The 13336-nt window shown below is 52.7% G+C and carries 17 protein-coding genes; 4 read left to right on the top strand and 13 right to left on the bottom strand.

Features of this window, described 5'->3' with window-relative positions; translation table 11 throughout:
- Positions 1-63: 63 nt before the first annotated feature.
- From L2I46_RS23235 to L2I46_RS23210, 6 genes are all read right to left on the bottom strand, one after another.
- The gene (locus L2I46_RS23235; RefSeq protein WP_236948256.1) at positions 64-444 is read right to left on the bottom strand and encodes a hypothetical protein; all 381 of its coding nucleotides are present in this window, start codon (positions 442-444) and stop codon (positions 64-66) included.
- A 51-nt stretch (positions 445-495) separates the two neighbouring features.
- Positions 496-786: a hypothetical protein gene (locus L2I46_RS23230; RefSeq protein ID WP_000164588.1), complete on the bottom strand. Its 291-nt coding sequence runs from the start codon at positions 784-786 to the stop codon at positions 496-498.
- A 78-nt stretch (positions 787-864) separates the two neighbouring features.
- Positions 865-1176 carry a hypothetical protein gene (locus L2I46_RS23225; protein WP_001030749.1) on the bottom strand — a complete coding sequence of 104 codons (312 nt, stop codon included), beginning with the start codon at positions 1174-1176 and terminating at the stop codon, positions 865-867.
- Between the two features lie 13 nt (positions 1177-1189).
- Positions 1190-1519, bottom strand: a complete 330-nt coding sequence (locus tag L2I46_RS23220) for a hypothetical protein (RefSeq protein ID WP_236948255.1) — start codon at positions 1517-1519, stop codon at positions 1190-1192.
- Positions 1520-1534: 15 nt separating this feature from the next.
- On the bottom strand, positions 1535-1753 hold the full coding sequence (locus L2I46_RS23215) for a helix-turn-helix transcriptional regulator (RefSeq protein ID WP_236948254.1): 219 nt from the start codon (positions 1751-1753) through the stop codon (positions 1535-1537).
- A gap of 146 nt (positions 1754-1899) precedes the next feature.
- A complete protein-coding gene (locus tag L2I46_RS23210; protein WP_000211446.1) occupies positions 1900-2763 on the bottom strand; it encodes a DUF6387 family protein in 864 nt (287 codons plus the stop codon).
- Positions 2764-3419: 656 nt separating this feature from the next.
- On the opposite strand from L2I46_RS23210, the gene L2I46_RS23205 reads away from it, so the two are divergent.
- The gene (locus L2I46_RS23205; RefSeq protein ID WP_023290316.1) at positions 3420-4523 is read left to right on the top strand and encodes an AarF/UbiB family protein; all 1104 of its coding nucleotides are present in this window, start codon (positions 3420-3422) and stop codon (positions 4521-4523) included.
- Here L2I46_RS23205 and L2I46_RS23200 read toward each other — a convergent pair.
- The 3 genes from L2I46_RS23200 to L2I46_RS23190 all read right to left on the bottom strand — a co-directional run bounded on the left by L2I46_RS23200 (position 4520) and on the right by L2I46_RS23190 (position 7300).
- Positions 4520-5491 carry a sensor domain-containing diguanylate cyclase gene (locus L2I46_RS23200; RefSeq protein WP_023290317.1) on the bottom strand — a complete coding sequence of 324 codons (972 nt, stop codon included), beginning with the start codon at positions 5489-5491 and terminating at the stop codon, positions 4520-4522. The genes L2I46_RS23205 and L2I46_RS23200 overlap by 4 nt on opposite strands.
- A 204-nt stretch (positions 5492-5695) precedes the next feature.
- Complete coding sequence (locus L2I46_RS23195) at positions 5696-6532, bottom strand: alpha/beta fold hydrolase (protein ID WP_044524034.1); 837 nt, start codon at positions 6530-6532, stop codon at positions 5696-5698.
- A 192-nt stretch (positions 6533-6724) separates the two neighbouring features.
- Positions 6725-7300, bottom strand: a complete 576-nt coding sequence (locus L2I46_RS23190) for a hypothetical protein (protein WP_236948253.1) — start codon at positions 7298-7300, stop codon at positions 6725-6727.
- 131 nt (positions 7301-7431) lie between these two features.
- Here L2I46_RS23190 and L2I46_RS23185 point away from each other — a divergent pair, with 131 nt between their 5' ends.
- The gene (locus tag L2I46_RS23185; RefSeq protein WP_236948252.1) at positions 7432-8346 is read left to right on the top strand and encodes a LysR substrate-binding domain-containing protein; all 915 of its coding nucleotides are present in this window, start codon (positions 7432-7434) and stop codon (positions 8344-8346) included.
- A 5-nt stretch (positions 8347-8351) separates the two neighbouring features.
- Here the strand turns inward: L2I46_RS23185 and L2I46_RS23180 are convergent, their stop codons facing one another.
- Both L2I46_RS23180 and L2I46_RS23175 read right to left on the bottom strand, forming a co-directional pair.
- On the bottom strand, positions 8352-8687 hold the full coding sequence (locus tag L2I46_RS23180) for a DUF1869 domain-containing protein (protein ID WP_023290321.1): 336 nt from the start codon (positions 8685-8687) through the stop codon (positions 8352-8354).
- A 4-nt stretch (positions 8688-8691) separates the two neighbouring features.
- Entirely contained in the window at positions 8692-9024 is a 333-nt protein-coding gene (locus L2I46_RS23175) for a DUF1971 domain-containing protein (RefSeq protein WP_002911866.1), read from the bottom strand.
- Here L2I46_RS23175 and L2I46_RS29655 point away from each other — a divergent pair.
- Complete coding sequence (locus tag L2I46_RS29655; RefSeq protein ID WP_320339539.1) at positions 9023-9277, top strand: hypothetical protein; 255 nt, start codon at positions 9023-9025, stop codon at positions 9275-9277. The genes L2I46_RS23175 and L2I46_RS29655 overlap by 2 nt on opposite strands.
- On the opposite strand, the gene L2I46_RS23170 is transcribed toward L2I46_RS29655, so the two are convergent.
- Together L2I46_RS23170 and L2I46_RS23165 are read right to left on the bottom strand one after the other, a co-directional pair.
- Entirely contained in the window at positions 9248-11158 is a 1911-nt protein-coding gene (locus L2I46_RS23170) for a putative bifunctional diguanylate cyclase/phosphodiesterase (RefSeq protein WP_236948251.1), read from the bottom strand. The two genes, L2I46_RS29655 and L2I46_RS23170, sit on opposite strands and share 30 nt — an antisense overlap.
- Before the next feature lie 10 nt (positions 11159-11168).
- Positions 11169-11666, bottom strand: a complete 498-nt coding sequence (locus L2I46_RS23165; RefSeq protein WP_032428930.1) for a molybdopterin-dependent oxidoreductase — start codon at positions 11664-11666, stop codon at positions 11169-11171.
- Positions 11667-11971: 305 nt separating this feature from the next.
- On the opposite strand from L2I46_RS23165, the gene shiA reads away from it, so the two are divergent.
- Positions 11972-13291 carry a shikimate transporter gene (gene shiA, locus L2I46_RS23160; RefSeq protein WP_236948250.1) on the top strand — a complete coding sequence of 440 codons (1320 nt, stop codon included), beginning with the start codon at positions 11972-11974 and terminating at the stop codon, positions 13289-13291.
- Positions 13292-13336: the final 45 nt, after the last annotated feature.

The following is a 13336-nucleotide window of genomic DNA, read 5'->3' as shown; positions in this document are numbered from 1 at the left end:
ATCCATTCCGTCATTACACTATTGATATACTCATACATTCCTCTAAATAACATTTTCCTGATGTTATCTATTTATGTCCAGATCCCAGTCCAGCACTCCATTATCAACTAAGGATTGTCCTTTTTCCAGATTTTTTATCAACATATCCCTGATATAAAGGTCATAATAAAATGTTACTCTCTCCAATAGCTCTGCCATATCTATATGCTCCTTTTTTTCTTTACCCGAACCATAAAGACCTTTGTAATAATCGAAACCATTAATGATTTCTAACATTTGAGCACGTAACAGTGAATCAACAGCATCCTCTTCTTTTACAAAAGTCATAACATCTTCATCATTTACACTTGCCATCCCGTAAATCCTGTTTACGTATAACATTAATGTCACTGATATAGCAAATATCATCGTTTTATCTTTTTTGCTCATCTTAACTTTTTTCATAAAAATCCTCTCTTATTAATATTAAGACTTAAATAAAAATACACATGAGTTTTAGCAAAACACCCAAGCATTACGCACAAGCCGTTCTGCAACCTCTTCAAAGTTGACCTCTGTAAGGTGTCCTTGATTTCCTTCTTGTGTAGTAAACTTCTCAAAGTTATGACAAATATGATTAATAGTGAGCCGTATAAATGCGCTCATAAAATCAGCATCATCGACAAGATGCGAAATGCTATCACTACACATATCCTGCATTGTTTTCCAGCTCGCTTCAAAAGAACGCTTTGCAAGATCATAGAACAACTCAGTAGATGTATTTTTACTTTCAATATTTTTAGTCATGATTACTCCTCATTTTTACATGATATATTTTAACTTACTCTTATTTTCAGCCCCTGAATACGGGGCTAAAACAAAAAACTACTTTTGAAAATCTTTCATAAAATCCATTTGTTTATGAAATGCCTTTAATGCTTTCAATATAAAATCGTTATCAATGAGTCTTGGTGATAACTTTACATCAAAGAATGTATTCCTTACGACTTTAGGGAACATCTGTTTTGCTACTTTAATACTGTCCTTATAAGTATTCATCATAAAAGCTTCTTCATGCTTGAGTTGTTCTACTTGTTCAGGATGGTTCTGAATAATAGAACTCACACGCAATTCAAAGCATTGTTTAGATAAATGCAGTAATATCTTGTTTGCTTCTTTTTTCAGATCTTTATTCATGATTTCTTCCTCTTTATTTAATGCCAAGTTTAGGATAGATTTTTTTGAACTCTCTATAAGAGTATTTTAAATCTTCCATAACTTCATCAATCAAAAAAATACATTCCCCAACATTATTGTCTCTCACCCACTTGAGGAAGTCTGGTTTTGTGATATAAATAATATGATCCATAACCATATTCATATATTTTTCATCATAAAGATGACGTTCAAATTGATCACCCATTATCTTAAACATGTTTTCCACATAAAGAGCAAAGTTATCCATTGCCATTCTTGAGAAAACTTCAGTTTTATCATTATCAAAGATAAATGATATTTCAGGCACATTTATATTTTTCATGTTATTTTCCTTTTATTAGTTAGATGTATTACGAGAAGTAGTTATAGCTTTATAAATCCACTCATCAACTTCGCTTTCAATGAAAGCAACAGCTCTTTCACCGATTTTTATTTGTTTGGGAAATTTCCCCGCGCTGATAAGTTTATAAATCCACGTCTTGCCGAACCCGGTTTTCCTTATTACTTCTGATAAGCGAATAAGTTTTAAAGTTTTATCTGTTTTGTTTTGAACCATGTTTATCTCCTGTGTTGTTCGATGGAGATAATTCTAGGATTTTAGCTGATTCTAAACTAGGGATGTTCACCAACCGTGAGTTTCGCGGAAATTTTGGAGGGAGACTCTTTATAGGGACATTCGCAGGTTGTGAACATCCCTTGTGTTTACTTTTTGTTTTTATCTGTGGCTTTATCGTTAAATGTTATCACGTCAGTGATCTTCCAGTCCTTTAACATATTGTTTTTAATATAAAAATCATTTAATACCTTGAAGTACTCATCGTTATCAAGATAACTTTTCGCGTAGTCATAATCAGTATCTTTGATGTTATCACGGCTCCGAATCCCACCAGTACCATGTAGAATGTCAGCTAAGATGTTGAAAGGTATGTTCTTACCTTCGTTGTAGAGCTGTTCCCATGAGATCAAATCCATCAAAGGGATGACTTTGTAATCAAGTATTCTTTGAAAAGTCTTATGACCAAACCGAAAAGTTCGTTTTGGTGGTTTTGCCGTTTTAAGCTGCTTTTGCCATAGAGCAATCAGCACCTTCAGGTGTTCTGCGAGATCGTCGCTGCTGGCTTCTTCCAAGTCAATTTCAACCAGTATTTTGTTGGCAGGATTCATGCCACCTTGTTTCAGATACTCAGAGATGTAGTCAGAACTCACAGCAACAGGGTCTGTTTGCTCAGAATTCTCCAGCCGATACATAGCCCGCCCATAGTTGAACAATTGAACTCTGCTCATTGGTCTTACAGCATAGCTATGTGACAGTCTGTGATTGCCTGAAATCCAGTCCGATTGAAGTATCACATCACCACATCGGATTTTGGCATCATGGTATATAGCTTGCATTTGATTATCTTTGCCTGCTGTTTCCCATTGTTGCCTTGTTTTGTAAGCCAACATCCGTCTTTCAAGCTCTGCATAGATTTGTTCTAGGGTCAGGTCTTTCAGGCCATCGTATCGGCGTACATCAAACCAAGATAATGCAGTCCTGATTTCTTCCATTTCCTTTTGTGTAGTCATTATTCTACCGATTGCTTTTAAGTTTCATAAAAGTTAACCCATTCAACATGATAGAGAAAGTGGAAAAGAGGGGCGGGTTTTCAAAATGGTGTGAGAGCAGATAAGTGATCTTGGATGTAAGTGCTTTAATCTTGACTAAACATCGTTTCTTTACTAAAAATTAACTAATTGTTTTATATAAATTAATTTAACAAAAATAACGACAACATCATGTTGATAGATAAAGTTAAATCAGATTCATATAGTTAGATAGTTATGACAACAACCAATTGTTTTTAATTGACATTTTCTTGATAAGAAAACAATAATGATGGTAAATATGTTGGTAAAAATATAGTTAAACTTAACAAAATCAGTAACAACAGGAGATACAGATGAAGTTCGAGTCCAGTCAGAGGAGCCAAATTTAAAAAGCCTGCTTTCGAGCAGGCTTTTTGCTTTCTTGCGTCTCTGGCGTTAACTCTGAATCGCACCCAGCCTGGCAAACACCTCATTGACAACGGCGTCAGGGCCGCCGCCCTACGCCCCAGGTATCCTCCGTGAACGCGCCACCGCTCAGCCTGAAAAAGCGCCCGGCGGTAGGATGATTTTGCTGACGCTTGCGGGTGAGATAGCGTGGATAAATCACTCTGTCCCATGTCTTTTAAGGAGGCGCCATGAACCTCAGACAACAGCAGCAGCAGGCGTTCGATCGCAGCGGAGAACCTCTTATCGTCGGCGACGTCAATCACTGTCCACTGCCGCCGGAGACCCTCGCCGCGCTGGCTGCGGATTCACCCTATGTGGTGCAGGTATACGGTTCGGGGCTGACCGGCGAGGTTTACCGGCTGCGCATCGCCGGCAAGGAGTACAATTTAAAGAAAAGACGCGCCGTGGCCGGCGTTGCCAACCTTAACGGGCAGCTGTCGTTTTTAAACGAGGTACAGCGCCGGCAGGCGCTGCAACGGCTGAAGGATGACCCAAATACCGCGCCGCGCTTCACCCACATCGTCCCGACGCTGTATGCCGATTATCGCCTCGGCATCCTCCTCTCCCCCTGGATCGATGGCGAGCCGATTCACCAGTTGACCCCGCCGCTGATCGCTCAGCTGTTCACCACGCTGGAAGCCTGTGAGGAGCAGGGGCTGATGGAGTGGGATCTCTGTAGCGGGAACCTGCTGGTGGACCGGGAGGAGCAGCTGTGGCTGTTCGATTTTGGCTATATGTATCCCTTCGACCCGCTGAGAGAATTCAACAGCAACGGTCTGGCCGATCCCCTGTTTCACTTTGTCGAGCGCTTTGAGACCCGCTTCTTTTTTAGCTGGCTGATGACCCGGGTGCCCGATGCCGAACAGCAGCTGGCGCAATATCGCGAGATGAAGCGGCTGGCGGTCGAAAGCTACCGGCGCAAGCTGGTCTGGCTTCGCGCCCGGCGGGCATCTCCGCAGGTGCAGGCTCATTTTCAGCAGATAACGGCGCGCTGGGAAACGGCGCTGGCGGACCCTGCCGCGCTGAGCCGGTTATTTGCCCTGGAGGCCTTCCGCTCACACGTGCTGGATATTGAAGACGACCTGCATGGCCAGTCCTGCACCTTGCTCACCCTGCAACGTATCGACTGGGTGATAGGCCAGCTGGAACAGCATTATGACTTTATCGCCGATCAGGGCGGCCTGTTTTATGACAACGCGGGGAAATCGCAGCAGGCGCTGCTCGGTGACTATGCGCAGAAGCGGCAGCAGGCGCAGGAGTACCTGCTGAATGCCGCCGCCGCAAAGGATTAACGGCGCTCGCGCCCCTGTTTCTGCTTCGCCTGATACATCAGGCGGTCGGCAGTGGCCACCAGCGCGTTGAGACTGGGGTGGCTGGCGGGATCGTACTCCACGCAGCCCCAGGAGAACGCCAACTGCCAGGGGTGAGCCGCCTGCTGGTTGAAACGCGCCACGTTGTGGCTGAGCGTCTCCATCGCCGCCGCGGCATCGTGGCGGCTGGTATTGGCGAACAGAATAATAAACTCATCGCCCCCCTGCCTGGCGAGGATATCGGATTCACGGAAGGCGGCTTTCATCAAATCGGCGATGGCGATCAGCGCGCGATCGCCCTCTTCATGCCCCCAGGTATCGTTGATGTGCTTAAAGCGATCGAGGTCGACAAACGCCAGGCTGACCGGCTCATGACGGCGCTGGGCCGTCAGCAGGGCATACTCGGCCAGGGTGAGGAATCCCCGGCGGTTAAACAGTCCCGTCAGCTCATCAGAGGTTGCCGCATCCAGCACCTTGAACTCATCCTCCACGATCGCCGCCAGATCGCTTAAGATCTGCATTTCATGCGCGGAAAACGAACGCGGCTGATGGTCCATCAGGCAAAAAGACCCCACCGTCGCGCCATCCGGCAGCTGCACCGGGTACCCGGCGTAAAAGCGGATAAACGGCGCCTGGATCACCAGCGGGTTGTCGTGAAAACGCTCGTCCTGCTGCATGTCGTTAACGATAAGCGGGTCGGTTTGCAAAATGGTATGGGCGCAAAATGAAATATCTCTCGGCACCGTGTCCACATCCAGACCGGCACAGGATTTGATATGCAGCAGATCTTCCCCTACCAGGCTGATGGACGCCACCGGCAGGTTATACAGCGAACGGGCAAGCCTGGTAAGGCGATCAAAGCGTTCTTCTTTTCCGCTATTCAACAGCCCGGAAGAGCGAAGCGATTGCAGGCGACGCTGCTCGTCGGGATGAAGTCCGGCTAATTTCATTGTCTCTCTCTTGTCTCTTGCGCAGAATTCCACCGGGTTTCCCGCGGGAAACCCGGCGTTTTATCCTGCCAGGGGGAAAATAGTCGTCAGGTATCCCATGAGTTAAGCAGATTTCCCCTGCTCGTCAACCGGCGCGCCCCGGCGACGGGCGACCGGGGCGCTGGCGGAAGGCCATTGCGGCATTCCGCCCGGCGAAAGGGAAGATCAGGCGCGGATAAACGCCAGCAGATCGGCGTTGATGGTATCGGCGTGGGAAGTGTGCATCCCGTGCGGGAAGCCAGGGTAAACGATCAGCTGGCTGTTGGGCAGCAGCTGGTCCTGCAGGATAGCGGCATTTTTATAGGGAACCACCTGATCGTCATCGCCCTGCATGACCAGCACCGGCAGCGTAATCGACTTAAGATCTTCGGTCTGGTCCGTTTCTGAAAACGCCTTAATACCTTCATAATGGGCTTTGGCGCTGCCGATCATCCCCTGTCGCCACCAGTTCTGGATCGTCCCCTGCGACACCTCCGCTCCTTCACGATTAAAGCCATAGAACGGGCCAGAGGCGACGTCGAGATAGAACTGGGCGCGGTTAGCCGCCAGCGCTTTGCGGAAACCGTCAAACACCTCGATCGGCGTGCCGCCAGGATTCTGTTCGGTTTTGACCATCAGCGGCGGAACGGCGCTGATGAGCACCGCCTTCGCCACCCGCCCCTGCGGCTGGCCGTAGCGGGCCACGTAGCGGGCGACCTGGCCGCCGCCGGTGGAGTGCCCGACGTGGACCGCATTGTGCAGATCCAGATGCTCCACTACCGCCGAGACGTCTGCCGCATAATGGTCCATATCATGCCCCTCGCTGACCTGATCGGAGCGGCCATGGCCCCGGCGGTCGATGGCGATGACCCGAAAGCCTTCGGCAAGGAAAAACAACATCTGGTTATCCCAGTCGTCGGCGCTTAACGGCCAGCCGTGATGAAAAACAATCGGCTGAGCTTCCTTCGGACCCCAGTCTTTGAAGTAAATATTGACGCCGTCTTGGGTGGTGACAAATGCCATGTTACAGACTCCTCTTTCAGGATAACCAGCCTGCAGGCCCGTGCCTGGACTGAATGCCGACGGCGGCCGGCTGAGATGCCAGCCGCGCAGGAATGTGATGCCAGTAACAGTGTAGAAGAAATTTATCACCCCGCCGGACGACTTATCCCGTTTCGCTTGATCGGCTCGCCTGAACCCGGCAAGCGGCAGCTACTACGCCGCACTCTCCCGCTGGCGGATGCGCACAATCAGCGCGCCGAGCAGCGCCCAGTCCAGCAGCACGGCGAAGGCAAAGTTCACGCCGCTGCGTCCTGCCCCGGCGGTGTGCCAGGTCAGCAGCGTCGCCGCGATAGCGACAGCCACGCTCAGCGCCGTGGCGCCGCTGACGCGGCGACCCGACAGTGCCGCCCGCCCCGCGGCAACGCGCCAGGCGACAGCCGCCCCCGCGCTGCCGAACATCACGCCGGGGAGCAGCGCCGGCCAGGCCTGGCCGCCATACCAGGCCACCAGCGCCAGCAGCCAGCCGGCCGCCGACACCAGGAAGGCCCAGCGCGTCGCCGTCAGGGGCGCCCGATAGAGCCAGGGCTGCGCGCGCGCGAATCCCCATCCGGCGCCGAAGGCCGCGATCAGGAGCGCCAGCAGACCCAGCGTGCCGCTCGCCCCGATAACGGGGGCCATGATGAACAGCAAGGCCCCGGCGGCGAAGACTACGCTGAGGGCGATGGCGCGACCGCGCGGGTCGATGGTTCCCGCAGCGTTCGCGGCGGCATGGTGGTGTAAAACGTGCATATTCAGCTCCTGACACATTAAACAGCATGAAAATAACTCATGTCATCGTCTTTACATGCCCGTAGCCTATCGCCACTATACATGGACACACAAACGCATAGTTTTCAGCCATAGATGAGAAAAACTCAGCCATGAGAACCCCCCGCCTGCCGCCGCTGGGCGCCCTGCGCGCCTTTCACGCCGTCGCCCGCCAGCGTAGTTTTAAACTGGCCGCCGGGGCGCTCGGCGTCAGCGCGACGGCGGTCAGCCATCAGATTAAAATGCTGGAATCGGTCCTGGAGTGCCGGGTCTGTGAACGCAGCGCGCAGGGCGTCAGCCTGACCGCCGATGGCGAGATCCTCTACGCCGCTACCCAGCGCGCCTTCAGCGCCCTGGAGCAGGCCGTCGTCCAGATAGCCCAGGCCCGCCAGCCGCCATCCTTAACCGTCACCACCACCTCCAATTTTCTCACCCACTGGCTGGTGCCACGGCTGGCGGACTTCACCGCCCGCTTTCCGGCTATCGACCTGCGTCTGCACACCAGCGTCGAACGGGTGGATCTGCATCTGGGCACGGTGGACGCCGCGATTCGCTATCGCGAAACGCCCGAGCCGGATCTGTGCTGTACCCTGCTGCATAAGGATCGCTTTATCGTGGTCGCCAGCCCGACGCTGGCCCTCAGCCGGCCTGACGATCTGGCGCAGGTGACGCTGTTTCACGTCGCCAACCGGCACGTACCGGCCGATTCGCCGAGCTGGGAGAACTGGCGTCGCCGCTATGGACCGCCGACGCTGAATATTGACGCGGGGTTAACCTTTAGCGATGAAACCCATGCCCTGCAGGCGGCGGTGGCCGGCCAGGGGGCGGTGATCGCCAGCGAACTGCTGGCGCGGGATCTGCTGCAGCGCGGGGTATTATCCGCGCCATTCAGCGGCGCATTGCCGGGCGCCAGCTACTATCTGGTCACCACCGAAGCGGCAGCGCAGCGGGCGGATATTATCGCGCTGCGGGAGTGGCTGGTGGGTCAGATGGCCCTGGGCGACAGCGGCCAGCCGGCAGCGGGATAGCGGCCTTACCAGCCGCAAACGTTGGTCTCTTCGTCGGACTCATAGCCGCGGACGATATTGATCAGCTCCTTCACCGCATCGGCCGCGGTAAGCGGGTCGCGCAGCGCCGCCAGCGAGGAAAAGCTTTTATCGACAGAGACGCCGTTATTGTTATTGGTGACCGTCAGCACAAACTCCCCCTCTAAATTGTCGTCCGGCAGAGCGCTCAGCAGCCCATTAACGGCCTCTACCGCCTGCTGCGGAATATACAAGACCATCGGTTTGAGGAATATTTTTTCTTGTTTCCGCTGAAGCCGGCCATTCTCTACCGCTAAGGTATAACCTTTATTTTCACTGTTCATAATTTTATCCCTCGATGAGAATTTTCGGATCAACATAGAAGTCGACATTAAATACCGTGTCCTCCGAGAGGGCCTCAATGCAGTGCCATTTTTCCGGCGGAAAAACGCCAAACTGGCCGGCTTCAATGGTCAGCGTTTCAACCGGTTCGGGGCTGGTTTCATCGGCATAGCCGAGATAGCGGATCGCCCCTTGCATCACCGACAGCCGGGGATAGACCCCCTGGCGGGTGCCAGCGTCCAGATGGCGGCGCCAGATAGAGGCCGGAGCGGTCTCCTTAGTCCACAGCGGCGTGCTGCGGGTATGAACGTAATGGGTGGGAATAATAATTCGCTGCATGTTTGCGCCTCACTTTACCGTCGCAAAGGATACGGTCAGAAATAGCCTATATGATGCATATCATATACCTCTTTCAAAGGTGAAGGATATTATTTTCCTGGCGAATTTTACCTCTACTCCTTTTTATACCCCTCTGGGATTAGCGCTAAGAGAAAATAAAAAAGGCGATTCCAGCTTGCTGAAATCGCCCGGAATAATATCTTTAAGGGCCTTCATATTTCATTTAGCGCAGCGGACTCGGTTTGCCGATTAAATAGCCCTGCACCAGGTCGCAGCCCAGCGCCTGCAGCGAGGCCAACTGCTCTTCGGTCTCCACGCCTTCAGCCACAATGCGCATATGCAGGCTCTTTCCCATGCTGATAATCAGGCGCACGATATCCAGATCGTCTTTTTGCTCCGGAATATTGATAACAAACGAGCGGTCGATTTTGATTTTATCGAACGGGAAGTAGCTTAAACGCGACAACGAAGAATAGCCGGTACCAAAGTCATCGATGGAGATTTGAATGCCCTGCTCGCGCAGCTGGCTGAGAATTTCCAGCGAACGGGTGTTCTCATTGAACACATCCGACTCGGTGATCTCCAGATCCAGCCGTCGCGGGTCGAGGCCAGTCTGCTGTAATACGCTGATAATGGTGTCGGTCAGCGAGGTGTTCATCAGCTGAATCGGTGAAACGTTAACCGAGACCTTGAGCGGCGTCGCCCAGCTGGCCGCTTCGGCACAGGCGGTTTTCAGCACCCACTCGCCGAGGGCATTGATAAGGCCGATTTTCTCTGCCACCGGGATAAACACCGTCGGCGGCACGGCGCCGCGCACCGGATGGAACCAGCGAACCAGCGCTTCATAACCGTAGATTTCGCGCGTAACGGTATCGGCGATCGGCTGGTAGTAGACTTTGAATTCGTCATGGGCCAGGGCCCGCAGCAGATCGTCTTCAAACGATTTATTCTCCTGCAGACGCTGCAGCATTCCCGGCCGGAAGATTTGCACATGGCCGCTGCCCTCTTTTTTCGCCTCATACAGGGCGAGGTCGGCGCACTTGTACAGATAATCGGTCCGGCTTTCGCCATCAGAGATCACGATCCCGATGCAGGCGTCGATATTAATCTGCGCATCGTAGATCAGATAGGGCTGGCTGATCTTCTCCCGGATAACATTGGCCCGCTCGAGCGCCATCTCTTCGGTCAGATCGTAAGAGAGCATCGCGAACTCATCGCCGCCGAGACGATACAGCGTCTCTGAGGTTTTACGGAAAAAAGAGAGGCGGCTGGCCAGATCCTGCAGCAGCTTATCGCCGGCGTCATGGCCGAGGGTATCGTTTACATCCTTAAAGCTGTCGAGGTCGAAAAGCATCACCACGGCGCAGCCATTATAGGGGCGCACCTGATTGACGATCTCCTGCAGACGCTGCCAGAAAGAGAGACGGTTTGGCATACCGGTCAGCGAATCATGGTAGGCATCGTACTGCAGTCGACGGTTCTGCACCTGCAGCTTCTCTTTCGAGGCCTGCAGATCGTTGGCCAGGGTTTTCATGCGAACGTGGGCGCGCCGCAGGTTATTATTCTGCCGCAGCATCAGCAGACCGAGGGAAATACACATGGCGATCAGCAGAATGGAGATCACCGAGTAGATATAATAGAGATGCTGAATTTTATCATGGGTGATATTAACGATATTAATATCTTGCGTCAGCGTGGCGGCCGCCATTGAGGTCAGGGGGCCATCCAGTTCGCTTAACACCGGCAGGATCGCTTTAACCTGCGCCGGTGTCATGGTATCAACTTGTTTATCAAGCAAATGGAGATTGCGGATCAGCGTGGCGACCACCGCCTTCCGCTGTTCGCTTTTATTAATAAAGCGACCCAGATCGCCCTCCTGCAGGAGTTCGATCTGGCTCATCATGATCTCGAGGCGCAGGCGCACCTCATCGTGGTCCACCCCTTCGGCCCCAATCGCCATTCCCGCCAGACGAGACTCCAGTCGCATATATTCCGATACCATCTGCGACATTGACCACGAGTCCGTATAGCGGGTAAATTTTTGCAACTCACTTTGTCGCTCATGCACCAGATAAGTAATATATCCAGTCACAATAAACAGCGACAAAATAATAGCCGTGAGTATTCGATTCAAGATCCGACCCTTACTCTATTATAATCTTAGAAACTTGCCAGGCCGATCGGGAATAATAGATCTGGTTCTGTAATTCAGCGCTGCTGTCGTAAGGGTAGACGATAAATAACGGGCCTTTATCCCGAACGCGCATATATTGGCCGTTCATTTTTAACGCCATAATGACCGGGAATTTATAAAAATCGTCCATCGGAATAATGGTGGTGTAATCGTTGAGCGCCAGCACGCGGACGGATTGACCTTTAGCGCCGACTAAATCCATGAGTTTATTAAGGGGAATGCCGTCAAAACGGACCTTGCCGGTGTACCAGGGGGTGGTGGTTTCCACCGTCTTCATGCCCAGCTTTTCCAGCATCGCGAGATCAAAAACCGCCTTGTCACCGACGTTCGTATTTCCGATTTTGCCGGAAATGGTCAGTACAGGTTTTCCTGTCGGCGCAGGCAGTTTTTCAGCATAAGCAGAAGGCAACATGACAGAACAAAATAAAACTGCAAGAAGTAGACGCATTTAACTCACCATTCCAGAGAAGGAGACATGTTAAGTGTAAACCATTTACGTCAATTCTTAAAAGGTGCTCCTCTTTGTTATCCGTTGATTTAATTAAAAGTATAAGCTTGCTGGCAAATTGCCAGAATGTTGAGTAAAGGGTGTGATTTCGCCCGCCTTTCCGGTCGCTTATTTTTGCACCAGCTCGCCGCTTAGCAGGCAAACTACTTTCCTCCACGGCCGCTGCGCGGTAGTCTCAGTGCAGACGCTACGCGAAAAGCGTCTCATTCCAATAACAACGAATTACGTGACTGACAGGACAGGGTATGGATTCAACAATAAGCGTGCAACCCGGCGAGGCGCCGGATTCGCTGCATCGGGCCCGGCGGGCGGCATGGGGCAGCTTTGCCGGCGCCGTGGTCGACTGGTACGATTTTCTTCTCTATGGCATTACCGCCGCGCTGGTGTTCAACCGCGAATTTTTCCCGCAAATCAGCCCGGCGATGGGCACCCTTGCCGCGTTTGCCACCTTCGGCGTCGGGTTTCTTTTTCGCCCGCTGGGCGGGATTATCTTTGGCCACTTCGGCGACCGTCTCGGGCGCAAGCGGATGCTGATGATGACCGTCTGGATGATGGGTATCGCCACCGCCTGCATCGGCCTGCTCCCCTCATTCAGCCAGATCGGCTGGTGGGCGCCGGTGCTGCTGGTGTTCCTGCGGGCGGTTCAGGGCTTTGCCGTCGGCGGCGAATGGGGCGGCGCGGCGCTGCTCTCGGTGGAGAACGCGCCGAAGGGAAAAAAAGCCTTTTACAGCAGCGGGGTGCAGGTGGGCTACGGCGTCGGCCTGCTGCTCTCCACCGGGCTGGTATCGCTGATCAGCAGCCTGACCACCGACGAGCAGTTCCTCAGCTGGGGCTGGCGCTTACCCTTCCTGTTCAGCGTGACGCTGGTCCTGATTGCGCTGTGGATCCGTAACGGTATGGCCGAATCGCAGGAGTTTGAAGCCCAGCAGAGCCAGGCCAACGCGCCGCAGGTGAAAAAGCGACTGCCGGTGGTGGAAGCCCTGCTTCGCCATCCCGGGGCGTTTTTACTGATTATTGCCCTGCGGTTGTGCGAACTGCTGACCATGTACATCGTCACCGCCTTCGCCCTCAACTACTCGACGCAAAACCTCGGCCTGCCGCGCGAGTTGTTCCTCAACATCGGCCTGCTGGTGGGCGGCCTCAGCTGTCTGACTATCCCCTGCTTCGCCTGGCTGGCAGACCGCTTTGGCCGTCGGCGGATCTATATTACCGGGGCGCTGATCGGCACGCTGAGCGGTTTTCCGTTCTTTATGGCGCTGGAGAGTCAGTCCGTTTTCTGGATCCTGTTCTTCGCCCTGATGCTGGCCAATATCGCCCATGATATGGTGGTCTGCGTCCAGCAGCCGATGTTTACCGAGCTGTTCGGAGCCAGCTATCGCTATAGCGGCGCCGGCGTCGGCTACCAGGTGGCGAGCGTGGTCGGCGGCGGCTTTACGCCCTTTATCGCCGCGGCGCTGGTCACCTTCTCCGGGGGCTCCTGGCACAGCGTGGCCCTCTATCTGACCGCGGGTTGCCTGCTGTCAGCGCTCACCGCGCTGCTGATGAAAAAGCATACCGTCGACTGACCAGCCTTCGGAGGGCGCGACCCGCGCCCTCCGGTAAGGAGAACG

The organism is Klebsiella sp. 2019SCSN059 (genome assembly GCF_021739525.1).
Classification (GTDB): domain Bacteria; phylum Pseudomonadota; class Gammaproteobacteria; order Enterobacterales; family Enterobacteriaceae; genus Klebsiella; species Klebsiella quasipneumoniae.
The sequence above is the reverse complement of the archived record's forward strand: the minus strand, read 5'-3'. Positions and strand labels throughout refer to the sequence as shown.

Excerpts from the sequence above, each read along its gene's own strand:
- L2I46_RS23195 (WP_044524034.1), bottom strand. The coding sequence starts at position 6,532 with ATGGCATTTGTCACCACCCAAGACGGCGTCAATATTTACTTCAAAGAC.
- L2I46_RS23180 (WP_023290321.1), bottom strand. The coding sequence starts at position 8,687 with ATGAACAGTGAAAATAAAGGTTATACCTTAGCGGTAGAGAATGGCCGG.
- L2I46_RS23220 (WP_236948255.1), bottom strand. The coding sequence starts at position 1,519 with ATGAAAAATATAAATGTGCCTGAAATATCATTTATCTTTGATAATGAT.
- L2I46_RS23200 (WP_023290317.1), bottom strand. The coding sequence starts at position 5,491 with ATGAAATTAGCCGGACTTCATCCCGACGAGCAGCGTCGCCTGCAATCG.
- L2I46_RS23190 (WP_236948253.1), bottom strand. The coding sequence starts at position 7,300 with ATGCACGTTTTACACCACCATGCCGCCGCGAACGCTGCGGGAACCATC.
- L2I46_RS29655 (WP_320339539.1), top strand. The coding sequence starts at position 9,023 with ATGTTTGCGCCTCACTTTACCGTCGCAAAGGATACGGTCAGAAATAGC.
- L2I46_RS23210 (WP_000211446.1), bottom strand. The coding sequence starts at position 2,763 with ATGACTACACAAAAGGAAATGGAAGAAATCAGGACTGCATTATCTTGG.
- L2I46_RS23185 (WP_236948252.1), top strand. The coding sequence starts at position 7,432 with ATGAGAACCCCCCGCCTGCCGCCGCTGGGCGCCCTGCGCGCCTTTCAC.
- L2I46_RS23205 (WP_023290316.1), top strand. The coding sequence starts at position 3,420 with ATGAACCTCAGACAACAGCAGCAGCAGGCGTTCGATCGCAGCGGAGAA.
- L2I46_RS23165 (WP_032428930.1), bottom strand. The coding sequence starts at position 11,666 with ATGCGTCTACTTCTTGCAGTTTTATTTTGTTCTGTCATGTTGCCTTCT.
- L2I46_RS23225 (WP_001030749.1), bottom strand. The coding sequence starts at position 1,176 with ATGAATAAAGATCTGAAAAAAGAAGCAAACAAGATATTACTGCATTTA.
- L2I46_RS23215 (WP_236948254.1), bottom strand. The coding sequence starts at position 1,753 with ATGGTTCAAAACAAAACAGATAAAACTTTAAAACTTATTCGCTTATCA.
- L2I46_RS23175 (WP_002911866.1), bottom strand. The coding sequence starts at position 9,024 with ATGCAGCGAATTATTATTCCCACCCATTACGTTCATACCCGCAGCACG.
- shiA (WP_236948250.1), top strand. The coding sequence starts at position 11,972 with ATGGATTCAACAATAAGCGTGCAACCCGGCGAGGCGCCGGATTCGCTG.
- L2I46_RS23235 (WP_236948256.1), bottom strand. The coding sequence starts at position 444 with ATGAAAAAAGTTAAGATGAGCAAAAAAGATAAAACGATGATATTTGCT.
- L2I46_RS23230 (WP_000164588.1), bottom strand. The coding sequence starts at position 786 with ATGACTAAAAATATTGAAAGTAAAAATACATCTACTGAGTTGTTCTAT.